Consider the following 15,419-nt stretch of genomic DNA (forward strand, 5'->3'; position numbering starts at 1 on the left):
GGCTAGACGACGGGGGAGGCGCGGCGGGGCGTCCCGGGGACGGCCCCGCCGGCGGGCTCAGACGAAGGCGGCCTGACCGGTGATGCTCCGACCGACGATGAGGGTGTTCATCTCTCGCGTGCCCTCGTAGCTGTACAGGGCCTCGGCGTCGGCGAAGAAGCGGGCCACGTCGTAGTCGAGCACGATGCCGTTGCCGCCCATGACCTCGCGGGCGTACCCGACCGTCTCGCGCATGCGGGCCGTGGTGAACGCCTTCGCGAGCGAGGCGTGCTCGTCACGCTGGGTGCCCTCGTCGAGCATCTGTGAGCACCGCACGACCATGCCGATGGAGGCGGTGATGTTGCCGATGCACTTGACCAGCAGGTCTTGGATCAGCTGGTGCTTCGCGATCGGCTTGCCGAACTGCACCCGCTCGTTGGCGTAGGCCAGGGCGGCCTCGTAGGCGCCGATCGAGTTGCCGACGGCCGCCCAGGCGACCTCGGCCCGGGTCAGGCGCAGCACGGCTGCCGTGCTGCGGAACGAATCGGCCTGCTGCAGCCGGTGGCTCTCGGGAACGCGGACGTTCTCGAGTGTGATGTCGGCGTTCTGGACGATGCGCAGGCTCTGCTTGTCCTCGATCTTCGTCGCCGTGTAGCCCTCGGTGTCGGTCGGGACGATGAAACCCTTGACCTGTCCGTCTTCGGCGCTCTTGGCCCAGATGATCGTGATGTCGCTGAAGGTCGCGTTACCGATCCAGCGCTTCGACCCGTTCAGCACCCAGTCGTCGCCGTCGCGGGTGGCGATCGTCCGGAGACCCTGGGCGGAGTCGGACCCGGACAACGGCTCGGTCAGGCCGAAGGCCCCCACCAGGTCGCCGCTCGCCATGCGGGGCAGCCACTCGGCTCGCTGCTCAGGTGAACCGCCGACGCCGATCGAGCCCATGGCCAGGCCGTTCTGCACCCCGACGAAGGTCGCGACGGACGCGTCGACGCGGGCGAGCTCGAGGGCGACCCAGCCGCGGAAGACCGCGGAGTTCTCGAACGGGCGCGTCTCTTCCCAGGGCATGCCGAAGAGGCCGAGGCCGGCCAGGCCCTTGACGATCTCGTGCGGGAAGGTCGCGTCGGCCCAATGGCGGTTCACGCCGGGCTTGACCTCGGTCTCGAGGTATCGGCGCAGATCGGCCAGGACACCCTTCTCGCGGTCGGAGAGCAGGTCTTCGTAACCGTAGAAGTCGCTGACGAGAGAGGTGAACGAGGTGAGGGTCGCTGATGACATCCGTGCTCCATTGCTTCGTGTCGGGACGACAGGAGCCTAGGCAGCAGCCCGACCGTCACCAAGGGGTTGGTAGCTTTGATCAACACCCCGGCGTCGTCGACCGCACGGCTTTGTAGGGGGCGACCAAGCACGACCTCCGACAAGCAGGTAAAGCAATGTTCCTCGCCATCACCAACACGCCCCGCGACTATGCCTGGGGCTCGACGACGGCCATCGCCGACCTGCTCGGTCGTCGACCGAGCGGCCGCCCCGAGGCCGAGCTCTGGCTCGGCGCGCACCCGGGCTCGCCGAGCGTCGTCGTGGCCCCGGCGGTGGTGGGCGGTGCCGACACCCTCGCCGACTGGTTCGCCGCCGAGCCGTCCCGGGCGCTCGGTCGCGACCGGGACCACCTGCCGTTCCTGCTGAAGTTGCTCGCGGCCGACGGCCCGCTGTCCATCCAGGCGCACCCGACGCCCGAGCAGGCCCGCGAGGGGTTCGCGCGCGAGGACGACGCCGGCATCCCGATCGACGCCCCGGAGCGCAACTACAAGGACGCGTCCGCCAAGCCCGAGATCATCGTGGCCCTGAGCGACACCTTCGACGCCCTCTGCGGGTTCCGTGAGGCGGCCGAGACCCTGGCCGACGTCGACCTCCTCGACGACGGCTCGGGGCGACTCGACGGGCTCCGCGCTCATCTGGCCGAGTCCTTGCGGTCGACCCTCGCCTTCCTCTTCCGGGCCGACGACGAGTCGGCCGCGACCATCGCGGCGGTCAGCGAACTCGCCGCCGCCCACCGGTCCGACGGTGCGGGCATCGCCACGGTCGTCGACCTCGCCGAGCGCTACCCGGGCGACCCCGGGGTGGTCCTCTCGCTGCTGCTCAACCGTGTGACGCTGCGTGCCGGCGAGGCACTGTTCCTGCCCGCCGGCAACGTGCACGCGTACCTGGGCGGCTTCGGCGTCGAGCTCATGGCCCCCTCCGACAACGTGTTGCGCGGCGGGCTGACGCCGAAGCACGTCGACGTCCCCGAGTTGCTGAAGGTCCTCGATTTCGAACCGCTGCCCGTGCCCCGCCTCGAGCCCACCACGGTCGCCCGCGGCGTCGAGCGCTTCGCCCCGGTCGGCACGGGCTTCGCCCTGCTGCGGGTCGACGCGGCGGGCTCGGGGGCCGTCGTCGAGATCGGCGGTCCGAGCATCGTCCTGGTCACCGACGGCGAGGTCCACGTCAAGGGCCAGGACGGCACCATCCGCCTCGGTCGTGGGGAGTCCGCGTTCGTGACGCCCGACGAGGTCCGTCTGGCGATGACGGGCGGCGGCACCGCGTACGTGGCCACGCCGGCCTGAGCCGCGTTCGCCGACCGCCGCCGACGGCAGGACGCCGCGAGCCCCCCGTCGCCCGCCGGGCACCGATAGGTTGGCCCCATGTCATGGTTGGTCACCGGCGGTGCCGGGTACATCGGTTCTCATGTCGTCCGCGAGTTCACGGGGGCGGGCATCGACGCGGTGGTGCTGGACGACCTGTCGTCCGGCCTCGAGGGGTTCGTCCCCGACGACGTGCCGTTCGTCCGGGGCTCGATACTCGACCGCGAGCTCATCGAGCGGACGATCGACCGGCACGGCGTCACGGGTGTCGTCCACGTCGCGGGCTACAAGTACGCGGGGGTCTCGGTGCAGCGCCCGCTGCACACCTACGACCAGAACGTCACGGGGACCGCCCGCCTCCTCGAGGCCATGTCGAGCCGGGGCGTCGACCGCATCGTCTTCTCGTCGAGCGCCGCCGTCTACGGCACCCCGCCGACCGAGCTCGTCACCGAGGACACCCCCAAGGCCCCCGCGTCGCCCTACGGCGAGAGCAAGCTGATCGGTGAATGGTTGTTGCGCGACCAGGCCGTGGCCGAGGGCCTGCGCCACACGAGCCTGCGGTACTTCAACGTCGTGGGCTCCGGCCGACCCGACCTCTGGGACGCCAGTCCGCACAACCTCTTCCCGCTCGTGTTCGCGGCGCTGGTCGAGGGGCGCGTCCCGCGCATCAACGGTGACGACTACGACACCCCCGACGGCACCTGCGTCCGCGACTACGTCCACGTCGCCGACCTGGCGGTCTCGCACGTCGCCGCGGCTCGCCGACTGGACGCCGGTGAACCGGTAGAGCCGGCCTACAACCTCGGTTCGGGCGGGGGCGTCTCGGTCGCCGAGATCATGGCCGCGATGCGCGAAGGGACGGGCGTCGACTTCACGCCCGAGATCGCTCCGCGTCGCCCCGGCGACCCCGACCGCATCGTCGCGGACGGCAGCCTGGCGGCCCGTGACCTCGACTGGGAGATGCGGCACACGCTGCTCGAGATGGTCACGAGCGCCTGGCAGGCCGCCCCCAGGGCCTGAGGGGCCGCGGACGCGGAAGGTCACCCGTTCCGTGAGAAACGTCCCCCGACACGCCGAGGCCACCTTGCCCCTGATCGGGGGGTGGAGGGTTTATTGGCCCTCGACTTGACGGATGGGTAATGACACCGGTGTAATTACCTTGTCGCGTACATTCACGGGCGATCGACACGAGGGGAGATGCGCTGTGGGCATCCACGAGAACCGCGCCGGGGTCCCGGACGACTGGCACGTCGACCCGATCCAGCTGGGCGTTCCCGGCGTCGGATCGTCGGCGTCGCGCACGACCACCGCCGACGACGAGAACCAGCTGGCCTGGCAGGCGGACTCGCTCTGCGCACAGACCGACCCCGAGGCCTTCTTCCCCGAGAAGGGCGGCTCCACCCGGGACGCCAAGAAGATCTGCGCCTCCTGCGACGTCCGGGCGCAGTGCCTCGAGTACGCCCTCCAGAACGACGAGCGCTTCGGCATCTGGGGCGGACTGTCCGAGCGCGAGCGGCGCAAGCTCCGCAAGCGGGCCTGACCCGCGCCTCCTCGGCTTCCGACGGCATCGACCCCCAGGGTCGGTGCCGTTCCGTCGTCTCGGACCGAGGCGGACGGCACGAGGAGGCGCGGGTCGTCCCGTCTCGCTCGTCACGTCGGCGCGCCGAGCCGGTGCCTGCGCCGGTGCGACCTAGGCTTCACGAGTCATGCAGCCGAGAGTCACAGCGATCCTCGTCGCCCCTGGTGGAGCGACCTACCTCGACCGAACCCTCGACGGGCTGTCGCGCCAGACGCGGCCCCCGGAGGCGCTGGTGGTGGTCGACACGGGCGGCAAGGACTCGGCCGCGGGCAGGCTGTCGCTCAGCGGCGCCGCCCAGCTGGCCACGCTGCCCGAGGCGAAGAGCTTCGGGGCCGCCGCCGCGTACGGCGTCCGGCTCTCCGACCCGGGCGTCGGCGACCCCGACGAGTGGGTCTGGCTGCTCGGGCACGACAACGCGCCCGCGCCCGAGGCACTCGAGCACCTCATGACCACCGTCGAGGTGTCGCCCTCCGTGGCGGTCGCCGGCCCCAAGCTGATGCGCTGGGGCCAGCCCGGCGTCATCGCCGAGTTCGGCGAGACCATCACCCGGTACGGCGCCTCGCTCGCCCGCGTCGAGAACGAGCTCGATCAGGGCCAGCACGACGTCACCGACGACGTCCTGGGCGTCGCGGCCGGTGGCATGCTCGTCCGTCGCACCGTCTGGAACGCCCTCGGGGGATTCGATCCGGCCCTGCCACACGTCGACGCCGCGCTCGACTTCTCGATCCGTGCCCGCCTCGCGGGCCACCGCGTCGTGGTCGTGCCCGATGCGAAGGTCGACAGCGCCGGTCCGCCCGAGGAGTTCGGCCAAGGGCCCGTCGGGCACGCTCGTCGAGCTCGCCTGCACCGCGCCGCCCAGCTGCACCGGCGCCTGGTCTACTCGGCAGCGGCCCTGCTGCCGGTGCACTGGCTGAGCCTCGTGCCCCTGGCCGTGCTGCGGAGCGTCTGGCACCTGCTCACCAAGAACCCCGGGGCCGTGGTGGGCGAATTCGCCACCGCGTTCCAGGCCGCCTTCGGCGGCTCGCACGTACGGTCGGCCCGTCGGGTCCTCGCCCGGAACAAGAGCGTCGGCTGGAGCTCGGTCGAACCGCTGCGTGCGTCGCGGGCCCTCTTGCACGAACGCCGGGTCACCGAACGGGACGCACAGGTCGCCGTCGTCGAGGACGCCCCCGATCCGAAGGCCAGCTTCGTCCACTCGGGTGGTCTCTGGGTCGTGCTGGTCGCGGCCGTCGTCGGGGTGGTCGCGTTCCTGCCCCTGCTCGGCAATCCGGCCGTCACGGGTGGCGGGCTCCTTCCCCTGAGCACCTCGGTGGGCCAGTTGTGGTCGTCGGTCGGCTTCGGCTGGCGCGAGATCGGCACGGGGTTCCTCGGGCCCTCCGACCCGTTCGCCGCGCTCGTCGCGGTCCTCGGAACCCTGACCTTCTGGTCGCCGTCGACCTCCGTCGTCGGCGTGTACGTCGTGGCACTGCCGCTCTCGGCGCTCGGAGCCTGGTTCGCGACACGACGCGTCACGCGTCGCACCTGGGTGCCCGCGGTCGCCGCCGCGCTCTACGCGCTGTCGTCCCCGTTGCTGTCCGGGCTGCAGTCCGGTCACCTCGGCGCCGTCCTGGCCCATCTGGCGCTGCCGTTCCTGGTCTGGGCCATGATCGGGGCGGCGCGGTCCTGGACGGCCGGGGCCACCGCCTCCCTCTTGTTCGCCGTCGTCGCGGCGGCCGCGCCGTCGCTCGTCCCGGCCCTGCTGGTGGGCTGGCTCGGGTCGATCGTCAGTCGTCCCCGGGGCACCCACCGCCTGGTGGCGGTGCCGCTGCCCGCACTGGCGCTCTTCGCCCCGCTCGTCGTCGCCCACCTGCAGCGCGGCACCTGGTGGGCCGTGTTCGCCGATCCCGGCGTCCCGACGAGATCGGACCCGGCGTCGCCGTTGCAGCTGCTCCTGACGTCGCCTGAGACCGGGTTGAACGGCTGGACGGCACTGATCGCCGGGACGGGGTTCTCGTCCGCCACGCTCGCCGTGCTGGTCGCCGTCGCGATCGCCCCGCTGGCGCTGCTCGCCGTGGCCTCGCCGTTCGTCGGTTCACAACGCCGCGCGGTCCCCGCCCTCGCGCTCGCCCTGCTCGGCTACCTGACCGCCGTCGCCGCCACCCACGTGTCCGTCACGGGCGTCGGCAGCGACACGACCACGATCTGGGCCGGCAGCGGATTGAGCCTCTACCTGCTGGGACTCGTCGGCGCCGCGGCCGTGACCCTCGACCGGTTGCCGCGCGTCGCACCTCCGGCAGGTGCCCTGGTCGCCGTGCTGGCGGTGGCGGCCGCGGTTCCCACCATGGCCGCGTCGTTCGGCCCCGTGGCCGACGTCCGCCCGAGTTCGGGCCGCATCCTGTCGGCCTACGTCACGGCCGAGGCCGAGGCGACACCCGACGTCGGGACGCTCGTGCTCACGCCCCAGCCGGACGGCTCGCTGGCCGTCTCGCTCGAACACGGTCAGGGAGCGACGCTCGACGACCAGTCGACGCTCGACTCGACCGCGCAACGACTGACGTCGGTCAACGAGGACCTCACCGTCCTGGCCGGCAACCTCGTGAGCCGCAGCGGCTTCGACCCGACGGACGACCTGCGTCGCCTCGGCGTAGGGTTCGTGTTGCTGACGGCGACCGACGACGACGGCGATGCCGACCGGCTCGGCCAGCGCGCGGGCGAGGCGCTCGACGCCGATGCCGAGTTCCTTCCCGTCGGCGACACGTCCAACGGTCTCCTCTGGCGATACGTCGAGGCGGACGACGAGCGTGAGGCGCGCCCGGCCGCCGGGCCGTTGCGCCCGATCGTCCTGATCAGCTGGGGACTCGTCTTCGGCTCCGCCCTGCTGCTCGCGATTCCGACGTCGCCCCGCCGACGTCGCTCGCGGGCCGGGACACCCGAGGCCGAGCAGCCCGCCACGACCTTCGACGAGGAGCGAGATGAATAAGCGATCGGTCTTCTCCACGACGGGACGCGTCGCGGTCGGTGTCGTCGGCCTCGCCGTGGCCGCCGCGGTCGTCGGGGGCGCCGCGTTCGTGCCCCTGCCCTCGTTCGAGACGGTGCCGGCGGGTCAACTCGTGACCCCGGTGCCCGTCGATCAGCAACGGGTCTGCAGCGGTGCCCTTCTGCAGCTCTCGGACGCCGAGGGGCAACAGGCCACGACCGCGAGCTCGGTCGGCCGGGCCGACGTGGTCCGGCAGTCCAGCGAGGGTGACGTCGACGTCGACGTGCTCGCCGGTGCCGACGGGGGCGATTCGCGGCCGTCCGTGGTCACGGCGCCCGTCGAGGACTCCGACGTGCCGCTCGTCGCAGCCGCGCAGAGCCAATCCGTCGACGACGGCGATCTGCGTGGCTTCGCCTCGGCGCCCTGCACCGAGCCCACCAGTTCGACGTGGTTGATCGGCGGTTCGACCGAGACGGGTCGTGTCTCGCTGATCAGCCTCGTGAACCCCAGCGACGTGAACGCCACCGTCGACCTCGACATCCGCTCCGAGACGGGCGAGGTGCAGGGCCCCGGCATCGACGGGATCGTCGTCGCCCCGCGCAGCCAGAAGGTGGTGCCGCTCTCGGGCTTCGCGACCGGGCTCGTCTCGCCCGCTGTGCACGTGACGAGTCGTGGCGGGCAGATCGTCGCCACCCTGCAGCAGAGCGTCGTCCGCACCCTCGAGCCCGGTGGGGTGGACATCGTGACCGGCTCCGCGGCGCCCGCGCGCGAGTCGGTCGTCACGGGGATCGTCGTGCGTGACTCCGGCAACCTCGAGGGGGCTCTGGCCGACCCGTCGTCCTCCGACCTCCAGTCGGTGCTGCGCGTCCTCGTGCCGGGCCAGGACGCCTCGCAGCTCAGCGTCTCGTTGGCCACCGACGACGGCACCGGGACGACGTTCGAGACCCGGGTCGAGGGCGGTCGCGTCACCGACGTCCCCATCGACGGGCTCGAGGACGGCGTCTACACGGCCACCGTGCGGTCGTCCACGCCCGTGGCCGTGTCGGCCCGCACCTCCACGGTCGCCGCCGACGCGGCAGGGGTCGACCTCAGCTGGGCGGCCTCGTCACCCCGCCTCTCGGGCGGCACCGAGGCCGTGGTACCCACCGGTGAGGGTGGTCGTCTCTGGCTCGCCAACCCGGGCCAGGACGCCGTGTCGGCGAAGCTCACGATCGGTGACGGGGACGAGCAGGACGTCCTCGTGGCCGGCGGGTCGACGGTCGGCGTCGACGTCGCACCGGGCGACGCCGTCCGGATCGAGGACGCAGACGACCTGCGGGCGGGCATCAGTTTCTCGGCGCCCGCGGCCATCGCCGCCTGGCCGGTGACGTCGCCGTTCCCGGCATCGACGCCCGTCACGGTCTACCCCTGACGCACGGCCCCTGACGATGTCCCGGCCACCCACGGCGTCCCGGCCACCGTCGACGAGCCCGGCTCAGCCGTCGCGCCAGCGGTCCGGCGCGAGTTCCCACGGGTCCTTGCCGAGCAAGTCGGCCACGGCACGGAACACGTAGCCCTCGACGAGCACACGGTGGTTCCACTCGTCCTCGGCGGCACCGCGTCGGTCCTGCGACGGTGCGAGCCGCTCGATCGGCAGGCGGTACAGGACGACCCGGCCGGCGGTCCGGTCGACGGACCAGCGCTCGACGCGGGTTCGGTCGGGTTCGGCGGGGAGGCCGGCGACCTCGAACGACGTGTCGGCGAGTTCGTCGGGCCAGGCCTCGCGGAGGTAGTCCGCGGTCGCGGCGACGATGTCGTCGAAGAGGTCGACCCGCGTGCGAAGGAAGGGCAGGTGGGGGCCGGCGGCGGACGAGCGCAGCCCACGCCCGTGGCGGTCACGCCGACGGGACCGGTCGGTGACGCGTGCGCGGCGGGCCCTGCTCATCCGCCCATCGTAGGCCGCCGAGGAGGCGCGGGTCGGCCCCCGGGGGACCTGGCGATAGTCTGTCCGGCAGATGAACGGTCGCCCCTGCAGCAAGGTGACGTGCCATGACGAGGCCGTCGCGACGCTGACGTACGTGTATGCCGACTCGATGGTCGTCGTCGGACCGCTGAGCGACCGTGTCGAGCCCCACGGCTACGACCTCTGCGCCCGCCACGCGGGTTCGTTGTCCGTCCCGCAGGGCTGGCAGGTGCTGCGGCAGGTAGTTTTGGGCCATGACCTCTGAGAACACTCCCGTCGACCTGACCGCCTTCGTCAAGACGTACGACGTCCGTGGGCTGGTCGGCAGTCAGCTCACCGACGAGGTGGTCGAGGCGTTCGGCGCGGCCTTCGCCGACGAGATCGACGGTGCCGGCCGCGACCTGGTCGTCGGACACGACATGCGTGACTCCTCGCCGGGCTTCGCCGACGCCTTCGCCCGCGGCGCCCGTGCCCGCGGTGCGAACGTCGTCGCCCTCGGCCTGTGCTCGACCGACGAGTCGTACTTCGCCTCGGGCTCGTTGGACGCCCCGGCTGCGATGTTCACCGCCAGCCACAACCCGGCCACCTACAACGGCATCAAGATGAGCCGGGCCGGTGCCCAGGGCATCAGCCTCGACACCGGCCTGTCCTCGATCCGTGATCGCGCCTCCTCGTTCCTGGCCGACGGCATCGACGCCGTCGCCGAGCCCGGCGCCTCGCGCGAGCACGATGCGCTGCCCGACTACGCCGCCTACCTGCGGGGCCTCGTCGACCTGTCCGGCATCCGGCCGATCAAGGTGGTCGTCGACGCGGGCAACGGCATGGGCGGGCTCACCGTCCCGGCGGTGCTGGGCGAGGCCGCGGGCCTGTCGACGCTGCCGATCGAGATCGTCCCGTTGTACTTCGAACTCGACGGCACCTTCCCCAACCACGAGGCCAACCCCCTCGACCCGGCCAACCTGGTCGACCTGCAGAAGGCCGTCCTCGAGCACGGGGCCGACCTGGGGCTCGCGTTCGACGGCGACGCCGACCGCTGCTTCGTCGTCGACGAGAAGGGTGACGCCGTCACCCCGTCGGCCGTGGCCGCGATCGTCGCCGTCCGCGAGATCGCCCGTGTCCGCGCCGCCGAGCCCGACGCCGAGATCTCGGTGATCCACAACCTGATCACCTCGCGCGCCGTTCCCGAGGCCATCGACGCCGCCGGTGCGACGCCGGTGCGGACGCGCGTGGGCCACTCGTTGATCAAGGACGAGATGCGGGCCACCGGCGCGATCTTCGGCGGCGAGCACTCGGCGCACTATTACTTCCGCGACTTCTGGAGCGCCGACAACGGCATGCTGGCCGCGATGCACGTCCTGGCCGAGTTCGGGGCGCAGTCCGAACCCCTCTCGACCCTGACGGACCGCTACACGCCGTACACGGCGAGCGGCGAGATCAACTCGACGGTCACCGACGTGCCGGCGGCGTACGCGCGGATCGTCGAGGCCTACGCCGGCGTCGGTGACTTCGACGAGCTCGACGGCCTCACGGTCAGCGGCTCGTCCGAGGACGGGTTCTGGTGGTTCAACGTGCGGCCGTCGAACACCGAACCGCTGCTGCGCCTGAACGCCGAGGCGGCCACGCCCGGCGGTATGGAGCGCGTCCGCGACGACGTCCTCGGCCTGATCCGCGGCTGAGCGTCCGGCCGACCGACGGGCGAGCCCGTCGGTCGGCCGGCACACCGGTCCGGGCTTCTCCGCCGCGTTACCCCCTGGGGGTATCCTTGTGAGTCGGGACGACACAGGCAGGAGGCGCGGGTGGCGCACCACGGAGGACACGCGACGACGACGAACGTCGGCTACAGCGGCGACAAGGAGCAGATCGTCAAGCGGCTGCGCCGGGCCGAGGGGCAGGTGCGGGGCATCCAGCGCATGGTCGAGGACGACACGTACTGCATCGACGTGTTGACCCAGGTCAGCGCGGCGACCCGGGCCCTCGAGACCGTGGCCCTCCAGTTGCTCGAGGACCACCTGGCGCACTGCGTGGCCCAGGCCGCCCGTGAGGGGGGCGACGTGGCGGACGCCAAGGTGCGCGAGGCCTCTGCTGCGATCGCGAGGCTCGTCCGGTCGTGACGCGCCTCGCCGCGTCGCGGGTCGTCGGTGCCGCAGCGGTTCAACGCCGGGGGAAGCCCGGCACGGTCTCGGTGAGGGCCGGGGTGAGACGGTCGAGCAGAGCGGATTCGCGAGCGAGCGCGGCGGCCTCGCGCTGGCGACGCAGGGCCGATACGCCCGCCAGGAGGAACTCGGGTTCGCCGTGCGGCACGGGCGAGACGTACGGGGCCGTCTCGGCCGCCAACTCGTCGGCGACCCGTCGGCGACTGGCGGGAGACAGCTGGGGCGCTTGCTGCAAGAACGAAGCGATGCGACGGGCCAGGCCGTCGGGGAGGCGCGCGACGTCGGCGACCTCGGCCCACCCCTGCAGGTGCGCCGGCACACCGTAGATCACGTGTGTGGCCTTCGGGACGCGCTCGTTGCGACTGTAGGTGCCGGCCATGAGGTCGCCGAGACGGCGCGACGACCCGTTCAGCAGGGCGATGACGACGGCCAGGCCGCCACTCGTGAAGACGATCTCGAGCAGCCCCACCAGGGCGCGGGTGAGGGCGTGACGCAAGCCGATCGCGCCTCCGTCGGCGCGGACCACACGGGCGCCGACGGCCAGCTTGCCCAGGGATCGCCCGTGGCTGGCCGTCTCGACCACCGTCGGGACGACGATGAAGCAGATCGCGATCGAGGCGACGAGGAACGCCTGCGACAGGGCGTCGTCGAGCACCCCGCCCTCGTTCAGCAGCGACACCAGCAGCAAGGCACCGATCAGCAGCAGCGTGTAGGCCAGGTAGTCGATCAGCACGCCGGCGGCCCGGAGCACGAAGCTCGTCGGCCGGAGGTCGAGGGCCACCGCCTCGCCCGTGACGAGCTCGTCACCGCCCGCCGTGAACGCCTCGACCTGGTCGGGGCGAAGCACCACGGGGGAGGCGCCTCGTGCCTTCGTGCGGGACATGCCTAGTATCTAAGCAGAATGGACATCGACGCCTACGCCGCCGCCCACGGTCACGACTGGGCCGAGCTCGACCGCCTCGCCCGACGGCGCCGCCTCAGCGGGTCCGAAGCCGACGAGCTCGTGCGCCTCTACCAGTCCGGGGCAGGGCAGCTGTCGGCGCTCAAGACCGCGACCGGCGACTCGGTGGCGGCCGACCGGCTCTCGATGTCCCTGTCGCGGGCACGCCTCCGGTTCACGGGGGCCGGCCGCAACCTGTTCAGCCAGCTGCCGACCTTCTTCGTCGCGCAGTTGCCGGCGGCCCTCTACCGGGTGCGTCTGCTGTCGCTCGTGCTGACGGTCGTCACGGTCGTCGTCGCGGCGGTCTTCGCGACCTGGGCGGCGAACACTCCGGCGCTGCTGGCCTCCTTCGGCAGCGAGGAGTTCCGACGTCAGTTCGCCGAACAGGACTTCGTGAACTACTACTCCGAGAGCGCCTCGACCTCGTTCACCGGCCAGGTGTGGACGAACAACGCCTACATCGCGGCCCAGTGCGTGGCCTTCGGCATCACCGGCGTCTGGGTGCCGTACGCGATCCTCAGCAACGCCATGAACGTCGGCATCTCGGCCGGGTTGATGGCCGACCAGGGGCGGCTCGACCAGTTCTTCCTGTACATCGCACCGCACGGTCAGCTCGAGCTGTACAGCATCTTCGTCGCGGGGGCTGCCGGGCTGATGATCTTCTGGTCGTGGGTGGCGCCCGGGGCCCGGACCAGGGCGCAGGCCCTGGCACAGGACGGGCGCGCGCTCGTGACCATCGCCGTCGGGTTGATGCTCTCGCTGCTCGTCTCGGGTGTGATCGAGGGGTTCGTCACCCGGCAGGCCTGGCCGTGGCCCGTCAAGATCGGCATCGGCACCGTGGCCCTCGTCGGTTTCCTCGCCTACCAGTGGCTGCTGGGCGGGCGGGCCCACCGGGCGGGGCAGACCGGAGACCTCGACGAGTTCGAGGCGGGGGCGACCCAGCTGGTCGCCGACTGATCCACCGTGGGCGCCCCGCGCCTCCTTCAGAGGCGGCCGGCCGCCTTGAGCGCGAGGTAGCGGTCGGCGAGGGCCGGGGGCAGGTCGGCCGGAGCACCCGTCACGACGTCCGCTCCGACCTGACGCAGGGCGGCGGCGACACGACCCTGGTCGAGTCGGGCCCGCTCGGCGGACGCCGCCCGGTAGACCTCGTCCCGGGTGCCGCGTCGCAGGATCGTCTCGTCGAGGGCCGGATTGGTGACCGACGCCACGACCACGACGTGCCGGCGCGTGAGTTGGGGGATCGCCGCGAGCAGCGACCGGGAGGCGCCGGGACTGTCGACCGTCGTCGCGAGCACGACCAGCGCCCGTCGTGAGGTGACCGAGCGGACCAGGGCGGGCACGGCGGCCCAGTCGGTCTCGACGAGCTCGGGCTCGACGGGAGCCATCGTCTCGACCATCGACGAGAGCAGGGCGGGCCCGGTCGCGCCCTGGACGCGGCCGCGGACGCGGCGGTCGAAGAGGACGACGTCGACCCGGTCACCAGCTCGCGAGGCCAACGCCCCGAGCAGCAGGGCCGATTCGAAGGCCGTGTCGAGTCGGGGCTCGTCGTCGATCCGGGCCGCCGACGTGCGCCCCGTGTCGACCACGACGACCACCCGACGATCGCGCTCGGGTCGCCAGGTGCGCACGACGAGGTCGTCGCGGCGCGCGGTCGCCCGCCAGTCGATGGAGCGGACGTCGTCCCCCCGTACGTAGTCGCGCAGGCTGTCGAACTCGGTGCCCTGTCCACGGATCATCACGCTCGTGCGCCCGTCGAGCTCGCGCAACCGGGCCAGACGGGAGGGCAGGTGCTTACGTGACGAGAACCGCGGCAGCACCCGCACCGCACCCGGCAGGTCGTGCGTCGCCTGACGCCCGGCGAGCCGCAGCGGTCCGATCGTGCGGACGGTGACCCCGTCGGCGCGGCGCTCGCCCCGCCGGAAGGGGGTCAGCGTGACGGTGAGGGTCGCGGCCCGTCCCGGTCGCAGGGACAGCCGACGGCGGGTGGCGGTCGCACCGGCCGACGGGGGCCACGCGTCGCGCACCAGCCCGCGAAGGGTCCGTCGCCCGTCGTTGACGACGGTCAGCCGGGCGGGCGCGCTCTCGCCGAGGCGGATGGCCCCGGGCAGCTCGCGCCGGAGCGTGAGCGACCGGGGCGAGGCCGCGAGGGCCACGTCGAGCACGGTCAGCGCGGCGACGACACCGAGCCAGCCCAGGATCGCCCATCCGCTGCCGGTCACGACGACGGGGACGACGCCGAGGGCGACGAGTGCCACGAACCACCCGGTGATCACCATGGCTAGAGCGGAACCCGGACCTGCTGCAGCACCGAGCGGACGATGCCGTCGGCGTCGACGCCCTCGAGCTCGGCCTCGGGGCGCAGCTGCAGTCGGTGCCTGAGGACGGGCAGGGCCATGGCCTGGACGTGGTCGGGTGTGACGTGGTCGAAGCCGGTCAGCCACGCCCAGGCCTTCGAGGCGGAGAGCAGGGCCGTCGACCCGCGGGGACTCGCGCCGATCTTGACCGACGGGCTCTCGCGCGTGGCCCGGGCCAGGTCGACCATGTAGGCGAGTACGTCCGAGGAGGCGCCGACGCGAGCCACCTCGGCCTGGGCGCGAGCGAGGTCGTCCGGCCCCAGCACCGGGGTGACCCCGGCGGCCCGCAGGTCGCGAGGCGAGAAGCCCGCAGCATGGCGACTCAGCACCTCGACCTCGGCGTCCCGCGGCGGCAGGTCGAGGGTGAGCTTCATCAGGAAGCGGTCGAGTTGGGCCTCGGGCAGCGTGTAGGTCCCCTCGTACTCGACGGGGTTCATCGTCGCCGCGACGAGGAACGGTCGGGGCAGCGGGCGCGAGACGCCGTCGACCGACACCTGCCGCTCCTCCATGGCCTCGAGCAGCGCCGACTGCGTCTTGGGCGGCGTCCGGTTGATCTCGTCGGCGAGCAGGACGTTGGTGAACACGGGCCCTGCCCGGAACTCGAACTCGCCCGACTTCGCGTCGTACACGAGCGAGCCGGTGATGTCACCGGGCATCAGGTCGGGTGTGAACTGCACGCGGGCGGTCTCGAGTGACAACGAGTGGCTGAGAGCCCGGACGAGCAGGGTCTTGGCGACGCCCGGGACACCCTCGAGCAGGGCGTGCCCCTGCGCCAGCAGGGTGACGATGAGGCCGGTCACGGCACCGTCCTGGGCCACGACGGCCTTGCCCACCTCGGTGCGGACTCGGGCGAAGGTCTGCTGCAGTTCTGAGCTCATCTGGTGGTCTTCTCCGGGGTGGG

General features: G+C 72.2%; 14 protein-coding genes. 9 read left to right on the forward strand and 5 right to left on the reverse strand.

Going from position 1 to position 15,419, the window contains the following annotated elements:
• Window positions 1–57: 57 nt before the first annotated feature.
• Window positions 58–1,254 (reverse strand): acyl-CoA dehydrogenase family protein, encoded by a 1,197-nt coding sequence (locus tag EDF50_RS07565; protein ID WP_123518916.1) that lies wholly within the window; start codon window positions 1,252–1,254, stop codon window positions 58–60.
• Between the two features lie 155 nt (window positions 1,255–1,409).
• On the opposite strand from EDF50_RS07565, the gene manA reads away from it, so the two are divergent.
• The 5 genes from manA (at window position 1,410) to EDF50_RS07590 (ending at window position 8,540) form a co-directional block, all read left to right on the forward strand.
• Window positions 1,410–2,576 (forward strand): mannose-6-phosphate isomerase, class I, encoded by a 1,167-nt coding sequence (manA, locus tag EDF50_RS07570; RefSeq protein ID WP_123518917.1) that lies wholly within the window; start codon window positions 1,410–1,412, stop codon window positions 2,574–2,576.
• Between the two features lie 78 nt (window positions 2,577–2,654).
• Complete coding sequence (gene galE / locus EDF50_RS07575) at window positions 2,655–3,614, forward strand: UDP-glucose 4-epimerase GalE (RefSeq protein WP_123518918.1); 960 nt, start codon at window positions 2,655–2,657, stop codon at window positions 3,612–3,614.
• 184 nt (window positions 3,615–3,798) lie between these two features.
• On the forward strand, window positions 3,799–4,134 hold the full coding sequence (locus EDF50_RS07580) for a WhiB family transcriptional regulator (RefSeq protein WP_199738663.1): 336 nt from the start codon (window positions 3,799–3,801) through the stop codon (window positions 4,132–4,134).
• 166 nt (window positions 4,135–4,300) lie between these two features.
• The gene (locus EDF50_RS07585) at window positions 4,301–7,132 is read left to right on the forward strand and encodes a glycosyltransferase family 2 protein (RefSeq protein WP_123518920.1); all 2,832 of its coding nucleotides are present in this window, start codon (window positions 4,301–4,303) and stop codon (window positions 7,130–7,132) included.
• Window positions 7,125–8,540 carry a DUF5719 family protein gene (locus EDF50_RS07590; RefSeq protein ID WP_123518921.1) on the forward strand — a complete coding sequence of 472 codons (1,416 nt, stop codon included), beginning with the start codon at window positions 7,125–7,127 and terminating at the stop codon, window positions 8,538–8,540. Before EDF50_RS07585 ends, EDF50_RS07590 begins: the two co-directional genes overlap by 8 nt.
• 63 nt (window positions 8,541–8,603) lie before the next feature.
• Here EDF50_RS07590 and EDF50_RS07595 read toward each other — a convergent pair whose 3' ends face one another.
• Window positions 8,604–9,053, reverse strand: a complete 450-nt coding sequence (locus tag EDF50_RS07595; protein WP_123518922.1) for a metallopeptidase family protein — start codon at window positions 9,051–9,053, stop codon at window positions 8,604–8,606.
• Between the two features lie 70 nt (window positions 9,054–9,123).
• On the opposite strand from EDF50_RS07595, the gene EDF50_RS07600 reads away from it, so the two are divergent.
• The 3 genes from EDF50_RS07600 to EDF50_RS07610 all read left to right on the forward strand — a co-directional run bounded on the left by EDF50_RS07600 (window position 9,124) and on the right by EDF50_RS07610 (window position 11,182).
• A complete protein-coding gene (locus EDF50_RS07600) occupies window positions 9,124–9,336 on the forward strand; it encodes a DUF3499 family protein (RefSeq protein ID WP_123518923.1) in 213 nt (70 codons plus the stop codon).
• On the forward strand, window positions 9,326–10,747 hold the full coding sequence (locus EDF50_RS07605) for a phosphomannomutase/phosphoglucomutase (RefSeq protein WP_123518924.1): 1,422 nt from the start codon (window positions 9,326–9,328) through the stop codon (window positions 10,745–10,747). Before EDF50_RS07600 ends, EDF50_RS07605 begins: the two co-directional genes overlap by 11 nt.
• A gap of 183 nt (window positions 10,748–10,930) precedes the next feature.
• A complete protein-coding gene (locus EDF50_RS07610) occupies window positions 10,931–11,182 on the forward strand; it encodes a metal-sensitive transcriptional regulator (RefSeq protein WP_233568399.1) in 252 nt (83 codons plus the stop codon).
• A gap of 40 nt (window positions 11,183–11,222) precedes the next feature.
• On the opposite strand, the gene EDF50_RS07615 is transcribed toward EDF50_RS07610, so the two are convergent.
• Window positions 11,223–12,107: an RDD family protein gene (locus EDF50_RS07615; protein WP_123518926.1), complete on the reverse strand. Its 885-nt coding sequence runs from the start codon at window positions 12,105–12,107 to the stop codon at window positions 11,223–11,225.
• Between the two features lie 18 nt (window positions 12,108–12,125).
• On the opposite strand from EDF50_RS07615, the gene EDF50_RS07620 reads away from it, so the two are divergent.
• The gene (locus EDF50_RS07620; RefSeq protein WP_123518927.1) at window positions 12,126–13,121 is read left to right on the forward strand and encodes a stage II sporulation protein M; all 996 of its coding nucleotides are present in this window, start codon (window positions 12,126–12,128) and stop codon (window positions 13,119–13,121) included.
• A 26-nt stretch (window positions 13,122–13,147) separates the two neighbouring features.
• Here EDF50_RS07620 and EDF50_RS07625 read toward each other — a convergent pair whose 3' ends face one another.
• The gene (locus EDF50_RS07625) at window positions 13,148–14,440 is read right to left on the reverse strand and encodes a DUF58 domain-containing protein (RefSeq protein WP_123518928.1); all 1,293 of its coding nucleotides are present in this window, start codon (window positions 14,438–14,440) and stop codon (window positions 13,148–13,150) included.
• A 2-nt stretch (window positions 14,441–14,442) separates the two neighbouring features.
• Entirely contained in the window at window positions 14,443–15,396 is a 954-nt protein-coding gene (locus tag EDF50_RS07630; protein WP_123518929.1) for a MoxR family ATPase, read from the reverse strand.
• Between the last annotated feature and the right edge of the window lie 23 nt (window positions 15,397–15,419).

The sequence above is a fragment of the Frigoribacterium sp. PhB24 genome (assembly GCF_003755185.1).
Classification (GTDB): domain Bacteria; phylum Actinomycetota; class Actinomycetes; order Actinomycetales; family Microbacteriaceae; genus Frigoribacterium.

What these genes read in the sequence shown, in the direction of transcription:
- manA (WP_123518917.1), top strand. Translation starts at nt 1,410, where the DNA reads ATGTTCCTCGCCATCACCAACACGCCCCGCGACTATGCCTGGGGCTCG.
- EDF50_RS07615 (WP_123518926.1), bottom strand. Translation starts at nt 12,107, where the DNA reads ATGTCCCGCACGAAGGCACGAGGCGCCTCCCCCGTGGTGCTTCGCCCC.
- EDF50_RS07620 (WP_123518927.1), top strand. Translation starts at nt 12,126, where the DNA reads ATGGACATCGACGCCTACGCCGCCGCCCACGGTCACGACTGGGCCGAG.
- EDF50_RS07565 (WP_123518916.1), bottom strand. Translation starts at nt 1,254, where the DNA reads ATGTCATCAGCGACCCTCACCTCGTTCACCTCTCTCGTCAGCGACTTC.
- EDF50_RS07585 (WP_123518920.1), top strand. Translation starts at nt 4,301, where the DNA reads ATGCAGCCGAGAGTCACAGCGATCCTCGTCGCCCCTGGTGGAGCGACC.
- EDF50_RS07600 (WP_123518923.1), top strand. Translation starts at nt 9,124, where the DNA reads ATGAACGGTCGCCCCTGCAGCAAGGTGACGTGCCATGACGAGGCCGTC.
- EDF50_RS07605 (WP_123518924.1), top strand. Translation starts at nt 9,326, where the DNA reads ATGACCTCTGAGAACACTCCCGTCGACCTGACCGCCTTCGTCAAGACG.
- EDF50_RS07630 (WP_123518929.1), bottom strand. Translation starts at nt 15,396, where the DNA reads ATGAGCTCAGAACTGCAGCAGACCTTCGCCCGAGTCCGCACCGAGGTG.
- galE (WP_123518918.1), top strand. Translation starts at nt 2,655, where the DNA reads ATGTCATGGTTGGTCACCGGCGGTGCCGGGTACATCGGTTCTCATGTC.
- EDF50_RS07590 (WP_123518921.1), top strand. Translation starts at nt 7,125, where the DNA reads ATGAATAAGCGATCGGTCTTCTCCACGACGGGACGCGTCGCGGTCGGT.
- EDF50_RS07625 (WP_123518928.1), bottom strand. Translation starts at nt 14,440, where the DNA reads ATGGTGATCACCGGGTGGTTCGTGGCACTCGTCGCCCTCGGCGTCGTC.
- EDF50_RS07595 (WP_123518922.1), bottom strand. Translation starts at nt 9,053, where the DNA reads ATGAGCAGGGCCCGCCGCGCACGCGTCACCGACCGGTCCCGTCGGCGT.